This is a genomic window from Kitasatospora sp. CB01950, assembly GCF_001905465.1.
In the GTDB taxonomy this organism is placed as follows: domain Bacteria; phylum Actinomycetota; class Actinomycetes; order Streptomycetales; family Streptomycetaceae; genus Kitasatospora.
In genome coordinates, this window is sequence record NZ_LISX01000003.1 from 477,245 (window position 1) to 491,185 (window position 13,941).

The 13,941-nt window shown below is 72.6% G+C and carries 16 protein-coding genes and 1 pseudogene; 11 read left to right on the plus strand and 6 right to left on the minus strand.

Translation table 11 applies throughout. The features are described from left to right. Positions 1-252: 252 nt before the first annotated feature. Together AMK19_RS37105 and AMK19_RS10560 are read left to right on the plus strand one after the other, a co-directional pair. Positions 253-1,185, plus strand: a pseudogene (locus tag AMK19_RS37105) (vWA domain-containing protein); the annotation flags it as partial. 74 nt (positions 1,186-1,259) lie between these two features. Next, a protein-coding gene (locus AMK19_RS10560) for an IS5 family transposase (RefSeq protein WP_443135002.1) occupies positions 1,260-2,146 on the plus strand; the annotation gives its coding sequence in 2 pieces (ribosomal slippage) (positions 1,260-1,605 and positions 1,605-2,146; 888 coding nt in all). Between the two features lie 295 nt (positions 2,147-2,441). On the opposite strand, the gene AMK19_RS35130 is transcribed toward AMK19_RS10560, so the two are convergent. The 3 genes from AMK19_RS35130 to AMK19_RS10580 form a co-directional block, all read right to left on the minus strand. Next, positions 2,442-2,843, minus strand: coding sequence for a hypothetical protein (locus AMK19_RS35130; protein WP_143200143.1), 402 nt, complete (start codon positions 2,841-2,843; stop codon positions 2,442-2,444). A gap of 369 nt (positions 2,844-3,212) precedes the next feature. Further along, a complete protein-coding gene (locus tag AMK19_RS10575) occupies positions 3,213-3,824 on the minus strand; it encodes a CBS domain-containing protein (protein WP_241844330.1) in 612 nt (203 codons plus the stop codon). Continuing rightward, positions 3,821-4,345, minus strand: a complete 525-nt coding sequence (locus tag AMK19_RS10580; RefSeq protein WP_073810348.1) for a pyridoxamine 5'-phosphate oxidase family protein — start codon at positions 4,343-4,345, stop codon at positions 3,821-3,823. The genes AMK19_RS10575 and AMK19_RS10580 overlap by 4 nt, the downstream gene beginning before the upstream one ends. Before the next feature lie 200 nt (positions 4,346-4,545). Here AMK19_RS10580 and AMK19_RS10585 point away from each other — a divergent pair, with 200 nt between their 5' ends. From AMK19_RS10585 to AMK19_RS10620, 8 genes are all read left to right on the plus strand, one after another. Next, positions 4,546-6,141, plus strand: coding sequence for a M4 family metallopeptidase (locus AMK19_RS10585; protein WP_073810350.1), 1,596 nt, complete (start codon positions 4,546-4,548; stop codon positions 6,139-6,141). Positions 6,142-6,176: 35 nt separating this feature from the next. Continuing rightward, on the plus strand, positions 6,177-6,530 hold the full coding sequence (locus tag AMK19_RS10590; RefSeq protein WP_073810352.1) for a zinc ribbon domain-containing protein YjdM: 354 nt from the start codon (positions 6,177-6,179) through the stop codon (positions 6,528-6,530). 89 nt (positions 6,531-6,619) lie between these two features. Next, positions 6,620-7,069 (plus strand): fluoride efflux transporter CrcB, encoded by a 450-nt coding sequence (gene crcB / locus AMK19_RS10595; protein ID WP_073810861.1) that lies wholly within the window; start codon positions 6,620-6,622, stop codon positions 7,067-7,069. After that, positions 7,066-7,416 carry a DUF190 domain-containing protein gene (locus AMK19_RS10600; protein WP_073810354.1) on the plus strand — a complete coding sequence of 117 codons (351 nt, stop codon included), beginning with the start codon at positions 7,066-7,068 and terminating at the stop codon, positions 7,414-7,416. Before crcB (AMK19_RS10595) ends, AMK19_RS10600 begins: the two co-directional genes overlap by 4 nt. Then, the gene (gene crcB, locus AMK19_RS10605) at positions 7,413-7,787 is read left to right on the plus strand and encodes a fluoride efflux transporter CrcB (RefSeq protein ID WP_073810356.1); all 375 of its coding nucleotides are present in this window, start codon (positions 7,413-7,415) and stop codon (positions 7,785-7,787) included. The genes AMK19_RS10600 and crcB (AMK19_RS10605) overlap by 4 nt, the downstream gene beginning before the upstream one ends. Before the next feature lie 307 nt (positions 7,788-8,094). Further along, positions 8,095-9,294, plus strand: a complete 1,200-nt coding sequence (locus AMK19_RS10610; RefSeq protein WP_073810358.1) for a cytochrome P450 — start codon at positions 8,095-8,097, stop codon at positions 9,292-9,294. A gap of 47 nt (positions 9,295-9,341) precedes the next feature. Next, positions 9,342-9,539 (plus strand): ferredoxin, encoded by a 198-nt coding sequence (locus AMK19_RS10615; protein WP_083646701.1) that lies wholly within the window; start codon positions 9,342-9,344, stop codon positions 9,537-9,539. Positions 9,540-9,616: 77 nt separating this feature from the next. Then, a complete protein-coding gene (locus tag AMK19_RS10620) occupies positions 9,617-10,207 on the plus strand; it encodes an AAA family ATPase (RefSeq protein WP_073810362.1) in 591 nt (196 codons plus the stop codon). Here the strand turns inward: AMK19_RS10620 and AMK19_RS10625 are convergent. The 3 genes from AMK19_RS10625 to AMK19_RS10635 are packed head-to-tail and all read right to left on the minus strand — an operon-like array spanning position 10,201 to position 12,640. Further along, a complete protein-coding gene (locus AMK19_RS10625) occupies positions 10,201-10,830 on the minus strand; it encodes an MBL fold metallo-hydrolase (protein WP_073810364.1) in 630 nt (209 codons plus the stop codon). The genes AMK19_RS10620 and AMK19_RS10625 overlap by 7 nt on opposite strands. Next, a complete protein-coding gene (locus AMK19_RS10630) occupies positions 10,830-11,915 on the minus strand; it encodes an S-(hydroxymethyl)mycothiol dehydrogenase (RefSeq protein WP_073810366.1) in 1,086 nt (361 codons plus the stop codon). Before AMK19_RS10630 ends, AMK19_RS10625 begins: the two co-directional genes overlap by 1 nt. A gap of 29 nt (positions 11,916-11,944) precedes the next feature. Next, entirely contained in the window at positions 11,945-12,640 is a 696-nt protein-coding gene (locus tag AMK19_RS10635) for a phosphatase PAP2 family protein (protein WP_073810378.1), read from the minus strand. 143 nt (positions 12,641-12,783) lie between these two features. Here AMK19_RS10635 and AMK19_RS10640 point away from each other — a divergent pair, with 143 nt between their 5' ends. Beyond that, positions 12,784-13,890 carry a PucR family transcriptional regulator gene (locus AMK19_RS10640; RefSeq protein ID WP_073810380.1) on the plus strand — a complete coding sequence of 369 codons (1,107 nt, stop codon included), beginning with the start codon at positions 12,784-12,786 and terminating at the stop codon, positions 13,888-13,890. Positions 13,891-13,941: the final 51 nt, after the last annotated feature.

The following is a 13,941-nucleotide window of genomic DNA, read 5'->3' on the forward strand; positions in this document are numbered from 1 at the left end:
GCAGCCGACTTCGCGCCCGCGCCGCCGGAGCCGGTGTCCGCAGCCGACTTCGCGCCCGCGCCGCCGGAGCCGGTGTCCGCAGCCGACTTCGAGCTAACGCCGCAAGAGCCATTGCCCGCACCGGAGTTCACCCCCGCGCCGCCGGACGCCACCCGGGAGCTCCGGCTGCGGCTTCCGGCCGATCCGTCGCCGTCCTCGCAGTCCTCGCCGCCGTCGCCCGAGCCCGAGTACGAGCTGCGCCCGCCGTCCGCGCCCTCGCTCGAACCCGAACCCGGAGCCGACGCCACCCGTGAGCTGCGGCTGCGCCCGCTGCCCGGGCCGCCGCTCCCGGAGACCACTCACCTCCCGCTTCCCCCCATGCCGTTGGCCCCACCCCCGGTCCCGCCGCGGCCCGCCCACGCGCCCGGGGGATCCGCCGCCGAGCAGGCGCTGCCCGTCGACATGCGCAAGCGCCTCTCGCTGCGCAAGGAGCAGGTCGCCGTCAGCCTGCGCAAGCACGGCGCGCAGGGCGTGGTGGCGCGGATCCTGCTGGTGCTGGACGCGTCCGGGTCGATGACGAAGCTGTACGAGCGGGGCGTGGTCGCGGACGTGGTGGAGCGGATGGCCGCCGTCGCCGCGCAGTTGGACGACGACGGGGTGATGCAGGCGTGGACGTTCGCCACCCGCCCCGCCCGGCTGCCGGACCTCGGCCTGCCGCACTTGCCCGAGTGGCTGCGGCTGCACGTCCGGCCGGGCGAGGCGAACCTGTCGCTGTTCGGCCGCCGGAAGCTGCGGCCGCCGACGATGGACGGGCGGGTGGACATGAAGGCGGTGGGCATCCAGAACGAGGAGCAGAAGGTGATCGCCGAGGTGCGCGCCTTCGTCCACGCGTACCCGTCGCCGCTGCCCACCCTGGTGCTGTTCTTCTCCGACGGCGGCATCTACCGCAACTCCGAGATCGAGGCGCAGCTGCGGGCCTCCGTCGAGGAGCCGATCTTCTGGCAGTTCGTGGGCCTGGGCCGCTCCAACTACGGCGTGCTGGAACGCTTCGACCAACTGCCGGGCCGCCGGGTCGACAACGTCGGCTTCTTCGCGGTGGACGACATCAGCACCCTGCCCGACCCGGAGCTGTACGACCGCCTGCTGTCCGAGTTCCCGCAGTGGATCACAGCCGCCCGCCGCGCCGGAATCCTCCGCCAGGGCTGACGACGGCTCGGGCCCTCTCGTCCGGCGGATTCCGGAAGGGAGGGCCTAGGTCGTGTCTCATAATTGATCTTGTGGTGGGTCGTGGAGAGATAACGGATGCTGCGTGGGCCCGGATTGAGCCTTTGCTGCCGCAGCGTGATGGCGCCGGTCGTCCTTGGCGGGATCACCGGCAGGTGGTGAACGGGGTGTTGTGGCGGCTGCGCACGGGTGCCCCGTGGCGGGATCTTCCCGAACGCTACGGCCCGTGGCAGACCGTCTACCGGCGCTTCGCCCGGTGGGAGAAGGACGGCACCTGGGCCGCGCTCCTGCGCGAGGTCCAGGTCCGCAACGACGCCGTGGGGACCGTGGAGTGGACGGTGTCGATCGACTCCACCGTCGCGCGGGCTCACCAGCACGCCGCCGGGGCCCGCAAAAAGGGGATCGGTCCGAGGACGAATCGGATGATCCGGCAGCAGTTGCGCGCCGCGAGGCGCTCGGCCGCTCCCGGGGCGGACTGACCACCAAAATCCACCTCGCCGTCGACGGACGGGGCCTGCCACTGTCAATCGTCCTCAGCACCGGCAACACTGCCGACTGCACGATGCTGCCCGCCGTCCTCGACGCCATCCGCGTTCCGCGCGCCGGGAGCGGGCGGCCGAGGACCAGGCCCGACCGGGTCGTGGCCGACAAGGCCTACTCCTCCCGCAAGATCCGCCGCCTGCTGCGGCGCCGCGGCGTCAGGGCGACCATCCCCGAACGCCGCGACCAGATCGCCGGACGCATCCGCCGCGCGAGCCGGGGCGGCCGGCCGCCGGCCTTCGACAAGGCCGCCTACAAGGGGCGGAACGTCATCGAGCGGTGCTTCGCCAAACTGAAGCAATTCCGGGCAGTGGCAACCAGGTTCGACAAACTGGCCAACCGCTACCGGGCCGGCGTCGTCCTCGCCTCGCTGATCCTCTGGCTCCGAGCAGAGGAACAATGACCACAGCCAAGATCAATTACGAGACAGAGCCTAGACGGCGCGCGGAGTGCGCACATTTCGGAAGTCCGACCAGGTGGCCGACCATCGCGAACGGGGCAAGTGCGGTGGTCGACCACCCGGGATCGACAAGGGCCGGTGCAAGAAGCGCAATGTCATCGAGCGAGCGATCAACACGTTGAAGAACTATCGGGCTGTCGCGACACGCTCTGACAAGCGCGCCTCCGTCGTCCTCGGCACAGCCACGGCCGCCGCCCTCGTCATCCAGCTCCGCTCATGATCGGGCGGACAGAACTCATCAGACGCAGTTGTACCAGAGGCTGAAGGTGTTCGACCCGGGGGAGACCGGGGTGCCACCCCACCACCAGCAGCCGTTGCCCTTGGCGACCCAGCCGGTCGAGGCGTACTGGGAGTACCAGCCGTAATCCTTCGCCGCGTCGGGACCGCCGACCTGCTTCGTGATGACCGCCTGCGTCCAGGCATAGCCGCCGGTCTGGTTCCAGGTGTTGACGCAGAGGCTGTTGCCGTCGTAGGACCGGACCAGACGGGAGCTCATGCCGTTGTAGTTATTCGTGAGAAGAACGGTCCCATCGCAGTACCCGGCCGCGTGGGCTGCGGTCGGCAGACCCAGCAGCAGCGCAGAGCTCATCGCCGCCGCCGCACCGAGTCCGGCCAGGCGTCGTATCGTGGTCGTGGCCATAACCATTCCCCTTCGTCGAAAGTGGAGAACGGGGCAGCCCTGGCCGCTACTCGCCGGCCGAACACCCCCCCGTCGTCGCCCATTCACCCCCATTGGTGGGGCGTCCACCGCGTGGTGAGGAATCTAGTGGGCGGCGACCGCCCGGCAGGCCGCTCGAACCGGACGAACAGCTGCAACTTTCGTACACTCAGAAAGCGCTGTTCAAGGGGTAGTTGGCGATGCGGGGCGCTGTGTTTCGAATGTTTCCTTCGTGCAGATCCGATGCTGGCGGAGCGTTCGACCCCGGGCCGCGCGGGGGAGGGTGCGATGGCCGGTTCGGTGCTTGCCGGGCCGGGTGGGCGGCGTTAGGCCGTGTCGTGATCGACCGAGCTAAGCCGCGGCGCGCGTGGTGCGGTCGGTGACCGAGACCACGCCGTCGACGGCGGCGCAGAGGCGGCGCAGGGTGCCGGTGGGGCAGTGCGGGCCGGTGGTGCCGCTGAGGGTGACTTCGCCTTGGACGACGTCGACGGCGATGGATGCGGGGCTGGCGTCCTGGAGGGTGGTCAGGACGTCCTCGACGATTTCACGGCGGATCGCCAGGTCGTCGCGGAGGAAGACGCGGAGCAGGTCGCCGCGGCTGACGGTGCCGATCAGGCGGCCGTCCTCGAGGGAGACCACGGGCAGGCGTTTGACCCGGCGGCGGGTCATCAGGCGGGCGGCGGCGACCACGGTGGAGTCGGGGGTGGTGCACACCGCGGGCGAGGTCATCAGGTCGGCGGCGGTGGTGCCGGTGCCGCGCAGGTGTACGGGGGCGGGCAGCAGGGACGCCGGGTCGTACTGGGCGAGTTGGGTGCGCAGCAGGTCGGCCTCGGAGACCACGCCGAGCGGCCGGTGGTCGGTGTCGACCACCGGCACGGCGGTGATGTCGTACTCGGCGAGCAGGGCGACGATCTCGCGGAAGCCCGTGCCGGGGCTGACGGTGACCACTTGACGGGTCATCATCGCTCCGACGGTGCAGTGCCGCATCGCCCTTCGCCTCCTCGGTCCGCGCCGGTCCGGTGCCGGGTGCGGTCCCACTCTGCGGGGCGGGCGCCGTCGGGCGCGAGGGCCGGAGGTCCCGTTCGGCGGGGCCGCTCGGCGGGCCGGGGCGGCAGCAGCCGCAGGCCGGACACCCATTCGGGGCGGATCCGGACGGACACCGCGGGCGGCCCGGTCGCGGCGGCCGGGTGCACGGCGTCGGCGTGGCCGAGCACGGTGACCGTCCAGCCGCTGCCGTCGGCCGGGTCGACCTCGTCGGCCTGGAAGGCGACGACGGTGCCGGCGACGGCGCGCAGCAGTTCCTCGTCGGGCCGCTCGACCAGCACGTTGCCGTCGTCGACCAGGCGGTAGCGGACGGGCAGGACGGCGGGCAGCGCGTGCCGGGTGTAGACGAGTCGGCCCACCGAGTGACGGGCCATCAGGCGCAGGCACTGGTGGTGGTCGAGGCTGACGCCGTCGGCGGCGGGAACGGGTTCGATGGTCATGCTCCGATCCTGGGCGGTCCGGGCCGCGCGGCGGGAGGGCCTTTGGTCGTTCCCGCCCCGGTCGAGCGGCCCCCCGCACGGGTGGTTCCGGTCGCCGGGATACGAACAGGTCACGGTCATTAACTGTTCATAGAACTGTTTGTGTGTTCACCGTCAGGCTGTCAGTCGGCCAGCCCCCAGCTACCCGACTGGAGTCACGAGTGAGCCCCTCCTCCTCCGCCCGCCGCCGCACCCTCACCGCCGGCGCCCTCGCGGCGAGCGCCGCCCTGCTCGTCGCCGCCGTCCAGGTCGACACCGCCTCCGCCGCCCCGGGCCGCGACGCGGCGGTCGCCCGCGCGGAGGCCAACGTCTCCCGGCACGCCGACCTGTTCGGCTTCGGGCCCGGCCAGGGTCTGAAGGTCAAGGACGTGATCATCGACGCGAACGGCGCGCAGCACGTCCGCTTCGACCGCACCTACCGCGGACTGCCGGTGGTCGGCGGCGACCTGGTGGTCCACCAGGACGCCCGCGGCAAGCTCACCGACTCCTCGCGCGCCAAGGGCCACGACGCCGCGGTGGCGTCCGTGGTGCCCGCCGTGCCCGCGCAGCACGGCGCGGCCGCCGCGCTCGGCCAGGTGCAGGGCATGTCCGGCGCGGTCGCCACCCCCGAACTGGTCGTCTGGGCCGCCGACGGCACCCCCCGGCTGGCCTGGCAGACCACCGTCAGCGGCGAGGGCAAGCAGGGCCAGCCGGCCGGCCGGGTCGTCGTCACCGACGCCACCACCGGTGCGGCGATCGAGAGTTGGGACTCCGAGCAGTCCGTCGCCGGCACCGGCCACTCCGAGTACACCGGCGACGTCCGGATCGACACCACCCAGCAGTCCGACGGCAGCTACGCGCTGATCGACCCCGTCCGCGGCCACAGCACCCGGGACGCCAAGAACATCGGCGCGAGCAGCGTCAAGGCCACCTCCGGGACGCTGGTCACCGACGCCGACAACATCTGGGGCGACGGCAAGAAGTTCTCCAAGGACCGGGCCACCGCCGCCGTCGACGCGCACTCCAACACCGCCTGGACGTACGACTACTACAAGAACACCTTCGGCCGGAACGGCATCAAGAACGACGGCAAGGGCGCCACCGTCTTCGTCCACGTCGGCACCAACTGGGACAACGCCCAGTGGGTCGACAGCTGCTTCTGCATGATGACCGGCGACGGCAACGGCAGCACCGACCCCGAGCAGGTCGACCTCGACACCATGGGCCACGAGATGACCCACGGCGTCACCAGCGCCACCGCCAACCTGCGCTACAGCGGCGAGTCCGGCGGCCTCAACGAGGCCACCAGCGACATCTTCGGCACCATGGTCGAGTGGTACGCCAACAACGCCGTCGACACCCCCGACTACCTGTTCAGCGACCAGTCCACCCCGCCGTGGCTGCGCCGCTTCGACAAGCCCTCGCTGGACGGCGCCTCCGCCGACTGCTGGAGCAAGTCGGTCGGCAAGCTGGACGTGCACTACTCCTCGGGCGTCGCCAACCACTGGTTCTACCTGGCCAGTGAGGGCAGCGGCAGCAAGACGATCAACGGCTACACCTACAACAGCCCGACCTGCAACAACTCCACCGTCACCGGCATCGGCAACCAGAAGGTCGCCGCCGTCTGGTACCGGGCGCTGACCGTCTACATGACCTCCACCACCAACTACGCCGGCGCCCGCACCGCCTCGCTGAACGCGGCGAAGGACCTGTACGGCACGAGCTCCACCGAGTACAACGCGGTCGCCGCCGCGTGGAGCGCGGTCAGCGTCAGCTGATCACGCACGCGTTCGGAGGCCGATATCCTGGCGCAATGAGCGACAACCTGCCCCCCTGCCCCAGCTGCGCCGGCCAGTACACCTACGAGCTGGACGCCCTGATGGTCTGCCCCGAGTGCGGCCACGAGTGGGCCCCCGCCGAGGAGGCCCCGGCGCAGCAGGCGGGGGAGCGGGAGATCCGGGACGCCGTCGGCAACGTGCTGGCCGACGGCGACACCGTCACCGTGGTCAAGGCTCTGAAGGTGAAGGGCAGCGTCTCCGGCATCAAGGCCGGCACCAAGGTGCGCAACATCCGCCTGGTCGATGGCGTCGACGGCCACGACATCGACTGCCGGATCGAGGGATTCGGCGCCATGCAGCTCAAGTCGAGCGTGGTCAAGAAGGCCTGACCCGCGCCGTCCCGTACAGTGACGCGCCCGGATCGCTCGGGCGCCGTGCGAGTAGGAGACGTGTGCCCGTGGAGAGCTACCGGCCGTCGATGACGGCCGACCCCGTGCCCGCCCCGCGCCGGCCGAGGCGCGGGCCGGACCGCGAACTGGCGTCCGTGATCGGCGTGGTGGCCTTCGGCGGCGTGCTCGGCGCCTGCGCCCGGTACGCGATCACGCTGGCGTGGCCGCCGACCCCCGACGGCTTCCCCTGGGCGACGCTGCTGATCAACGTGGTCGGCTGCGCGGTCATCGGGGCGTTCATGACGGTGCTCACCGAGGCCTGGCGCGCCCACCGCCTGGTGCGCCCGTTCTTCGGCACCGGCGTGCTCGGCGGGTTCACCACCTTCTCCACCTACGCGGTCGACATCCAGCGCCTGGTGCTGGCCGGCCACGCCCCGGCGGCCCTCGGCTACCTGGCCGCCACCCTGTTCGCCGCGATGGTCGCGGTCTGGGCCGGCGCGGCCACCGCCCGCCGGGTGATCGGACGGAGGACGCGATGACCCCGCACACCGTACCCGCGCTGCGGCTGACGGCGCTGACCGGCGAGGACCAGCGCTGGCACCATCGCCCGCTGTACGCCGAGATCGTGCACCGCGCGCACGCCGCCGGGCTGGCCGGCGCCAGCGTGTTCCGCGGCATCGAGGGCTTCGGCGCGTCCGCGCTGGTGCACACTTCCCGGCTGCTGTCGGTCGGCGACGACCTGCCGGTCGCGATCGTGGTCGTCGACCGCGAGGACCGGATCCGGGCGTTTCTGCCGCAGCTGGACGAGCTGCTCGACCGCTGCCTGGTGACGCTGGACGCCTGCGAGGTGCTGCGGCCCGCCGACCCGCCGCAGGAGGAACGGTGAACTGGCTGCTGGTGATCGTCGGCGCGGCCGTCGGCGCGCCGCTGCGGTACCTGACGGACCGGGCGGTGCAGGCCAGGCACGACACGGTCTTCCCGTGGGGGACGTTCGCCGTCAACGTGGCCGGCTCCCTGGTGCTCGGCCTGCTGACCGGCGCGGTCGCCGCCGGCGTGGCCTCCTCGCAGCTCCAACTGCTGCTCGGCACCGGCTTCTGCGGCGCGCTGACCACGTACTCGACGTTCTCCTGGGAGACGCTGCGGCTGGCCGAGAGCGGGGCCCGGTTCTACGCGGTGATGAATGTGGCGGGCAGCGTGGTGGCCGGTCTCGGCTCGGCGTTCACCGGGTGGGCGATCGCCCAGGCGCTGTGGGTGTGAGGTCGTGGCCCGTTCTCGATCGGCCGTAAGGATGATCCCTCGACCCTGACGGGCATGGACATGGCTGGTGGGCGGGCCTGCCGACCCCCATGGGAACGCACGTGCGTCGCCGGAATCCGGACAGAATGCCCGCGCCGGGCCGGATCGCCTTTCCGTGGCCACGGACCGCGAGTTAGCGTGACGTTGAGTTAGTTGCCCGAGGCATTCAATTGCCCGGGCCGCGCGCAGTCGCAGGCCCACCCGCCGACGCCACCGCCGACGCCACCGCCGACGCCACCGCCGGCCCAGCTCCGGAAGGGAGCACCAGATGGCCACCGTCGCCGACACCTCCCCCAGCAGCCACCCCGCCCCGCGCGGGACCTGTCCCTTCGCCCCGCCGCCCGTCTACCAACAAGCCCGGCACGAAGAACCGATCAGCCGCATCGCCCTCTACGACGGCACCCCCGCCTGGCTGATCACCCGGCACGAGGACGTCCGCGCCGTCCTCGCCGACAACCGGTTCAGCTCCGACCCCGAGAACCCCGGCTTCCCGTTCCTCACCGAGGCCGCCCGCGAGTTCGTCACCGTCCGGCCCACCTTCATCCGGCTCGACGACCCCGAGCACGGCCGGCTGCGCCGCATGCTCACCGGCGACTTCACCGTCCGCCGCACCGCCACCATGCGCCCCGAGATCCAGCGGATCACCGACGAACTCATCGACAAGATGATCGACGGACGCCAACAGGCCGACCTGGTCAGCGAGTTCGCACTGCCGCTGCCCTCCCTGGTGATCTGCCTGCTGCTCGGCGTGCCCTACGAGGACCACGACTTCTTCCAGGAGTGCAGCCGCGTCCTGCTGCACCGCGGCTCCACCACCGAGGCCGTCGTCGACGCCAACGCCCGCCTCACCGAATACATCGACGCCCTGGCCGAGTCCAAGCGCGACAACCCCGACGACGGCATCCTCAGCCGCCTGGTCGCCCGCGGCGAACTCGACATCGAGGACATCGGCGCGATGGGCCGACTGCTGCTGATCGCCGGACACGAGACCACCGCCAACATGACCTCGCTGTCGGTGCTCGCCCTGCTGCGCAACCCCGAGCAGCTCGCCCACCTGCGCGCCCACCCCGAGGCCGTGCCCGCCGCCGTCGAGGAACTGCTGCGCTACCTCTCCATCGTCCAGACCGGCCTGGTCCGCACCGCCGTCGCCGACGCCGAGATCGGCGGCACCGAGATCCGGGCCGGCGAGGGCGTCGTCCTCCAGATCAACACCGCCAACTGGGACGACGACCGCTACCCCGGCGCCGACACCCTCGACCTCACCCGCGACACCCGCCAGCACCTCGCCTTCGGCTTCGGCGTCCACCAGTGCCTCGGCCAGCCGCTCGCCCGGATGGAACTGGAGATCGCCCTGGAGACCCTGCTGCGCCGGCTGCCGGACCTGAAGCTCGCCATGCCGTTCGAGGACGTGCCGTTCCGGGACGACATGCTGATCTACGGCGTCCACGAACTCCAGGTCGCCTGGTGACCGTCGCCCCGCCCGCCCGCGCCGGCGCCCCCGTGAAAGAAGGAACCGTGACCGTCACCGTCGACCAGGACCGCTGCTGCGGCGCCGGGCAGTGCGTCCGCAACGCCCCCGAGGTGTTCGACCAGCGCGAGGAGGACGGCATCGTCCTGCTGCTCGACCCCCGCCCGCCGGCCGAACTGCGCTCCGCCGTCGAGGACGCCGTGGTGGCCTGCCCCTCGGGCGCCGTCCGGATCGTCGAGGACTGACCCCGACACCCTTCGCTAGGCTGCCGAACCGTTCCGCCGTGACCCACGGCGGGACGGTTTCGCGTCGAGGAGGGGACATGGAGCTCGTCGCGCGCGGCGTGCACGACCTGCGCGGGCAGGACGGACCGCCGCTGACGGTCCGCTACGGGCCGGACGCCGCCGTGGTGGTGGCCGGACTGCCCGGCAGCGGCAAGAGCACCCTGCTGCACCGCTGGGACGGCCCCGCCCCCGTCCTCGACCCGCGCACCAGCCGACTCGCCGCCCGGGCAACCGTGCCCGACCGGCTCCCGTACCCCGTCTACCGGCCCGTCGTGCGCACCCTGCACCTGCTGCGCATCCGCGCCGCGCTGCGCCGGCCCGGGCCGCTGCTGGTGCACGACTGCGGCAGCCGCCGCTGGATGCGCCGCGCCCTCGCCCGCTGGGCCCGGCAGGGCGGGCGCGAGCTGCACGTGGTGCTGCTCGCAGTCCGCCCCGAACAGGCCCTGGCCGGCCAGCACGCCCGCGCCCGCACCGCCGCGCCCGGCGTCTTCCGCCACCACGTGCGCGGCCTGACCGCGCTGGTCGCGGCCGTCGAACGCGAGGGCCTCACGGCGTTCCCGGGTGCGGCGTCGGTGCTGCTCGCCGACGGAACCTCGCGCGGGCGGCTGGCCGGCGTCCGCTTTCAGTGACCGCGGGCGATCCACTCCGCCAGGTGCGGGGCCTCCGCGCCGATCGTGGTGGTGTCGCCGTGGCCGGTGCGCACCACCGTCTCCGCGGGGAGCGTCAGCAGCCGGTCGCGGATCGAGTCGACGATGGTCGGGAAGTCGGAGAACGACCGCCCGGTCGCGCCCGGACCGCCCGCGAACAGGGTGTCGCCGGTGAAGACGGTGCCCAGCGCCGGCGCGTACAGGCTGACCGCGCCCGGGCTGTGGCCCGGCGTGTGCAGCACCGTCAGCTCGACGCCCGCGACGGTCAGCCGCTGTCCGTCGGCGAGCGCCCCGTCGGGCTTGCGGTCCGGGTGGGTCTGCTGCCACAGCACCTGGTCGTCCGGGTGCAGCAGGATCGGGGCGCCGGTGCGGGCGGCCAGCTCCGGCGCGGCGTCGATGTGGTCGTTGTGCGCGTGCGTGGAGACGATCGCCACCAGCGTGCGCCCGGCCACCGCCGAGGCGATCGCGTCCGCGTCGTGCGCGGCGTCGATCACGACCACCTCGCGGTCGTCGCCGACCAGCCACACGTTGTTGTCGACCTGCCAGGTGCCGCCGTCCAGGCTGAACTCGCCCGAGGTGACCAGGAGTTCGATGCGGGCCGCCATCAGAACACCACCACCGAGCGGAGCACCTCGCCGCGGTGCATCCGGGCGAACGCCTCCTCGACGCCGTCCAGCGGGATGGTCTCGCTGACGAACGCGTCCAGGTCGAGCCGGCCCTGCCGGTACAGGTCGATCAGCATCGGGAAGTCCCGCTCCGGCAGGCAGTCGCCGTACCAGGAGGACTTCAGCGACCCGCCCCGGCCGAACACGTCCAGCAGCGGCAGTTCAATGGTCATCTCCGGGGTCGGCACGCCGACCAGGACGACGGTGCCCGCCAGGTCGCGGGCGTAGAACGCCTGCTTGTACGTCTCCGGGCGGCCGACCGCGTCGATCACCACGTCCGCGCCGTTGCCGCCGGTCAGCTCGCGGATCGCCTCGACCGGGTCGGTCTCGCGCGAGTTGACGGTGTGGGTGGCGCCCAGGCTGCGGGCCGTGACCAGCTTGCGGTCGTCCACGTCCACCGCGATGATCCGCGACGCGCCCGCCAGCAGGGAGCCCACCACCGCGGCGTTGCCGACGCCGCCGCAGCCGATCACCGCGACGCTGTCGCCGCGGCCCACCTGGCCGGTGTTGATCGCCGCGCCCAGACCGGCCATCACGCCGCAGCCCAGCAGGCCCGCCGCGGCCGGAGAGGCCGCCGGGTCCACCTTGGTGCACTGGCCCGCCGCGACCAGGGTCTTCTCGGCGAACGCGCCGATGCCCAGGGCCGGCGACAGCTCGGTGCCGTCCTCCAGCGTCATCTTCTGCTTCGCGTTGTGAGTGGCGAAGCAGTACTGCGGCCGGCCCCGTCGACACGCCCGGCAACGGCCGCACACCGCACGCCAGTTGAGGATCACGAAGTCGCCCGGCACGACATTGTCGACGCCCTCGCCGACGGACTCCACCACGCCCGCCGCCTCGTGGCCCAGCAGGAACGGGAACTCGTCGTTGATCCCGCCCTCCCGGTAGTGCAGGTCGGTGTGGCACACGCCGCACGCCTGCACCCGCACCACGGCCTCGCCCGGCCCCGGATCGGGCACCACGATCGGCACCACCTCCACCGGCGCACCCTTCGCCCGCGCGATCACACCCCGCACAACCTGAGCCATTCCGAAACCCTTCTCCCTGAACGCAAATGTCACGGCGCGGACGGTCGGTCCCGGCGCCCGCCCGGTCGGCGTTCCAGCAGCACAGCGCCACTTTCGCCATCCTGACGTGCCAGCAGCGTACCCAGCGCCAGCCACCCCGCCGCCAGCAGCCAGCCGCCCAGCACGTCGAGTGCCCAGTGCACCCCCAGATACACCCGGCTCGCACCGACCGCCCCCGCGAACACCAGCGCGCCCACCGCGGCGGCGCGGGCCGCAGCCGGACGGGCCAGCGCCACCGCGAGCGCCAGCAGCCCCGCGGCGGCCGCCGCCGTGAACGCGTGACCCGACGGGAACGAGAACCCCGACGCGTGCACCGCCCGGTCGGCCACCGGCGGCCGGGGCCGCCCGAAGCCGTGCATCAGCAGCTGACGCAGCCCCTGGCCCAGCAGCAGCCACACCGTCGGCGCGAACAGCACCAGCGCCACCGGGCGGCGCACCCGGCGCACCGCCAGCGCGCCCGCCGCCAGCGTCAGCAGGTACGGCAGCGGCGCCGAGCCGCAGGCCGTCACCACCGTCGCCACCGAGACCGCGAAGCCCGGCCGGTGGCTCGTGCACCAGTCCAGCACGGCCTGTTCGAATGCGAACGGGCCCCAGCCGTGCGCCGCCAGCAGCCCCGCCAGCACGCCGAAGACGGCCCAGCAGCCGAGCAGCGCCGTCCAACTCCTGGTGGCACGGCCAGGCGTCATCGCGGAACCTCCCTCGCAGCGGCGGCGCCACCCGGAACGCGCGCGCCGCAGCAGACATCGTACGGGCCCGAACAACGGCCGCCGCAATCCGCTCGCAATCGCTAGGATGCGGCGGTCGAACAGCAGGTGAAGGAGTGTCAACAATGGCCGAGCAGGCAGCGGCCGGGGAACTCGCCGAGCAGTACGTCGGCATGCTTGCCGAAGTGTCTCGCTCCGGACGGCGGCTGACCCGGGTCGAGGTCGAATCACTGCGGGAACTCGGCGAACGCGGCGCCGAGGCCGGGCACGGGCTGCGCGAACTGATAGCCCACTGCATGGGGGCCGGACGCAAGGCCTGGACCCGACTCCCCGGCGTCGCCGGAGCCGACAGCGCAGGCGAACTCCGGCAGGTCGGCGAAGCGCTGCTGATCGCCGCCGAGACCGCCCTCGCCGCCCTCGGCGAAGGCCACGAACGAGCCCAACGACTGGCCGTCCGCCAGGAGGAGGCCGCCCGCCGCGAGTTCATCGACGACCTGCTGTACGGCCGCAGCGACCTCGGCACCCTCGCCGCCCGCGCCGAACGCTTCGGCCTGCGCCTCGCCCGCACCCACGCCGTCGCGGTCGCCGTCACCCCGCAGCCCTACGGGCACGTCGACCCCGTCGTGCGGCGCGTCGAACGCGAACTCACCGGACGCTTCGGCGAACGCGACGTCCTGCTCGCCACCAAGGACGGCCGGCTGGTCTGCGTCGCCCCCGAGAGCGAACACGCGGTCCTCGACGCCTTCGCCCGCCTCGCCCTGCAGCCCGGCCCCGGCTACCCGCCCGCCCGCCGGGTCGCCATCGGGCGGCGGCACTCCGGCGCGGGCGGCGTCGTCCGCAGCTTCGAGGAAGCACTCGACGCGCTCGACTTCGCCGACCGGCTCGACCTGCCCGCCGAACTGCTGAACGCCGAGGAACTGCTCGTCTTCCCCGTCCTGATGCGCGACCGTGCCGCGATGGCGGACCTGGTCCGCACGGTCCTCGGCCCGCTGGCCGCCGCGCGCGGCGGGGCCGGACCGCTCCTGGACACCATCGCCGTCCAGGCCGAGGCCGGCTACGTCAACGCGGAGGCCGCCCGCCGCCTCGGCGTCAGCGTCCGCACCCTCGGCTACCGCACCGAACGCATCAAGGCCCTCACCGGCTACGACCCGGCGGACGCGCTGCACCGCTACACCCTTGAGACCGCCGCGATGGGCGCCCGCCTGCTGGGCTGGCCGGGGCAGCCGCTGTAGGCGCGTCTCGCGCGGTGCGGGGATAGGGCGGTGCACGGATCGGGCGGTGCA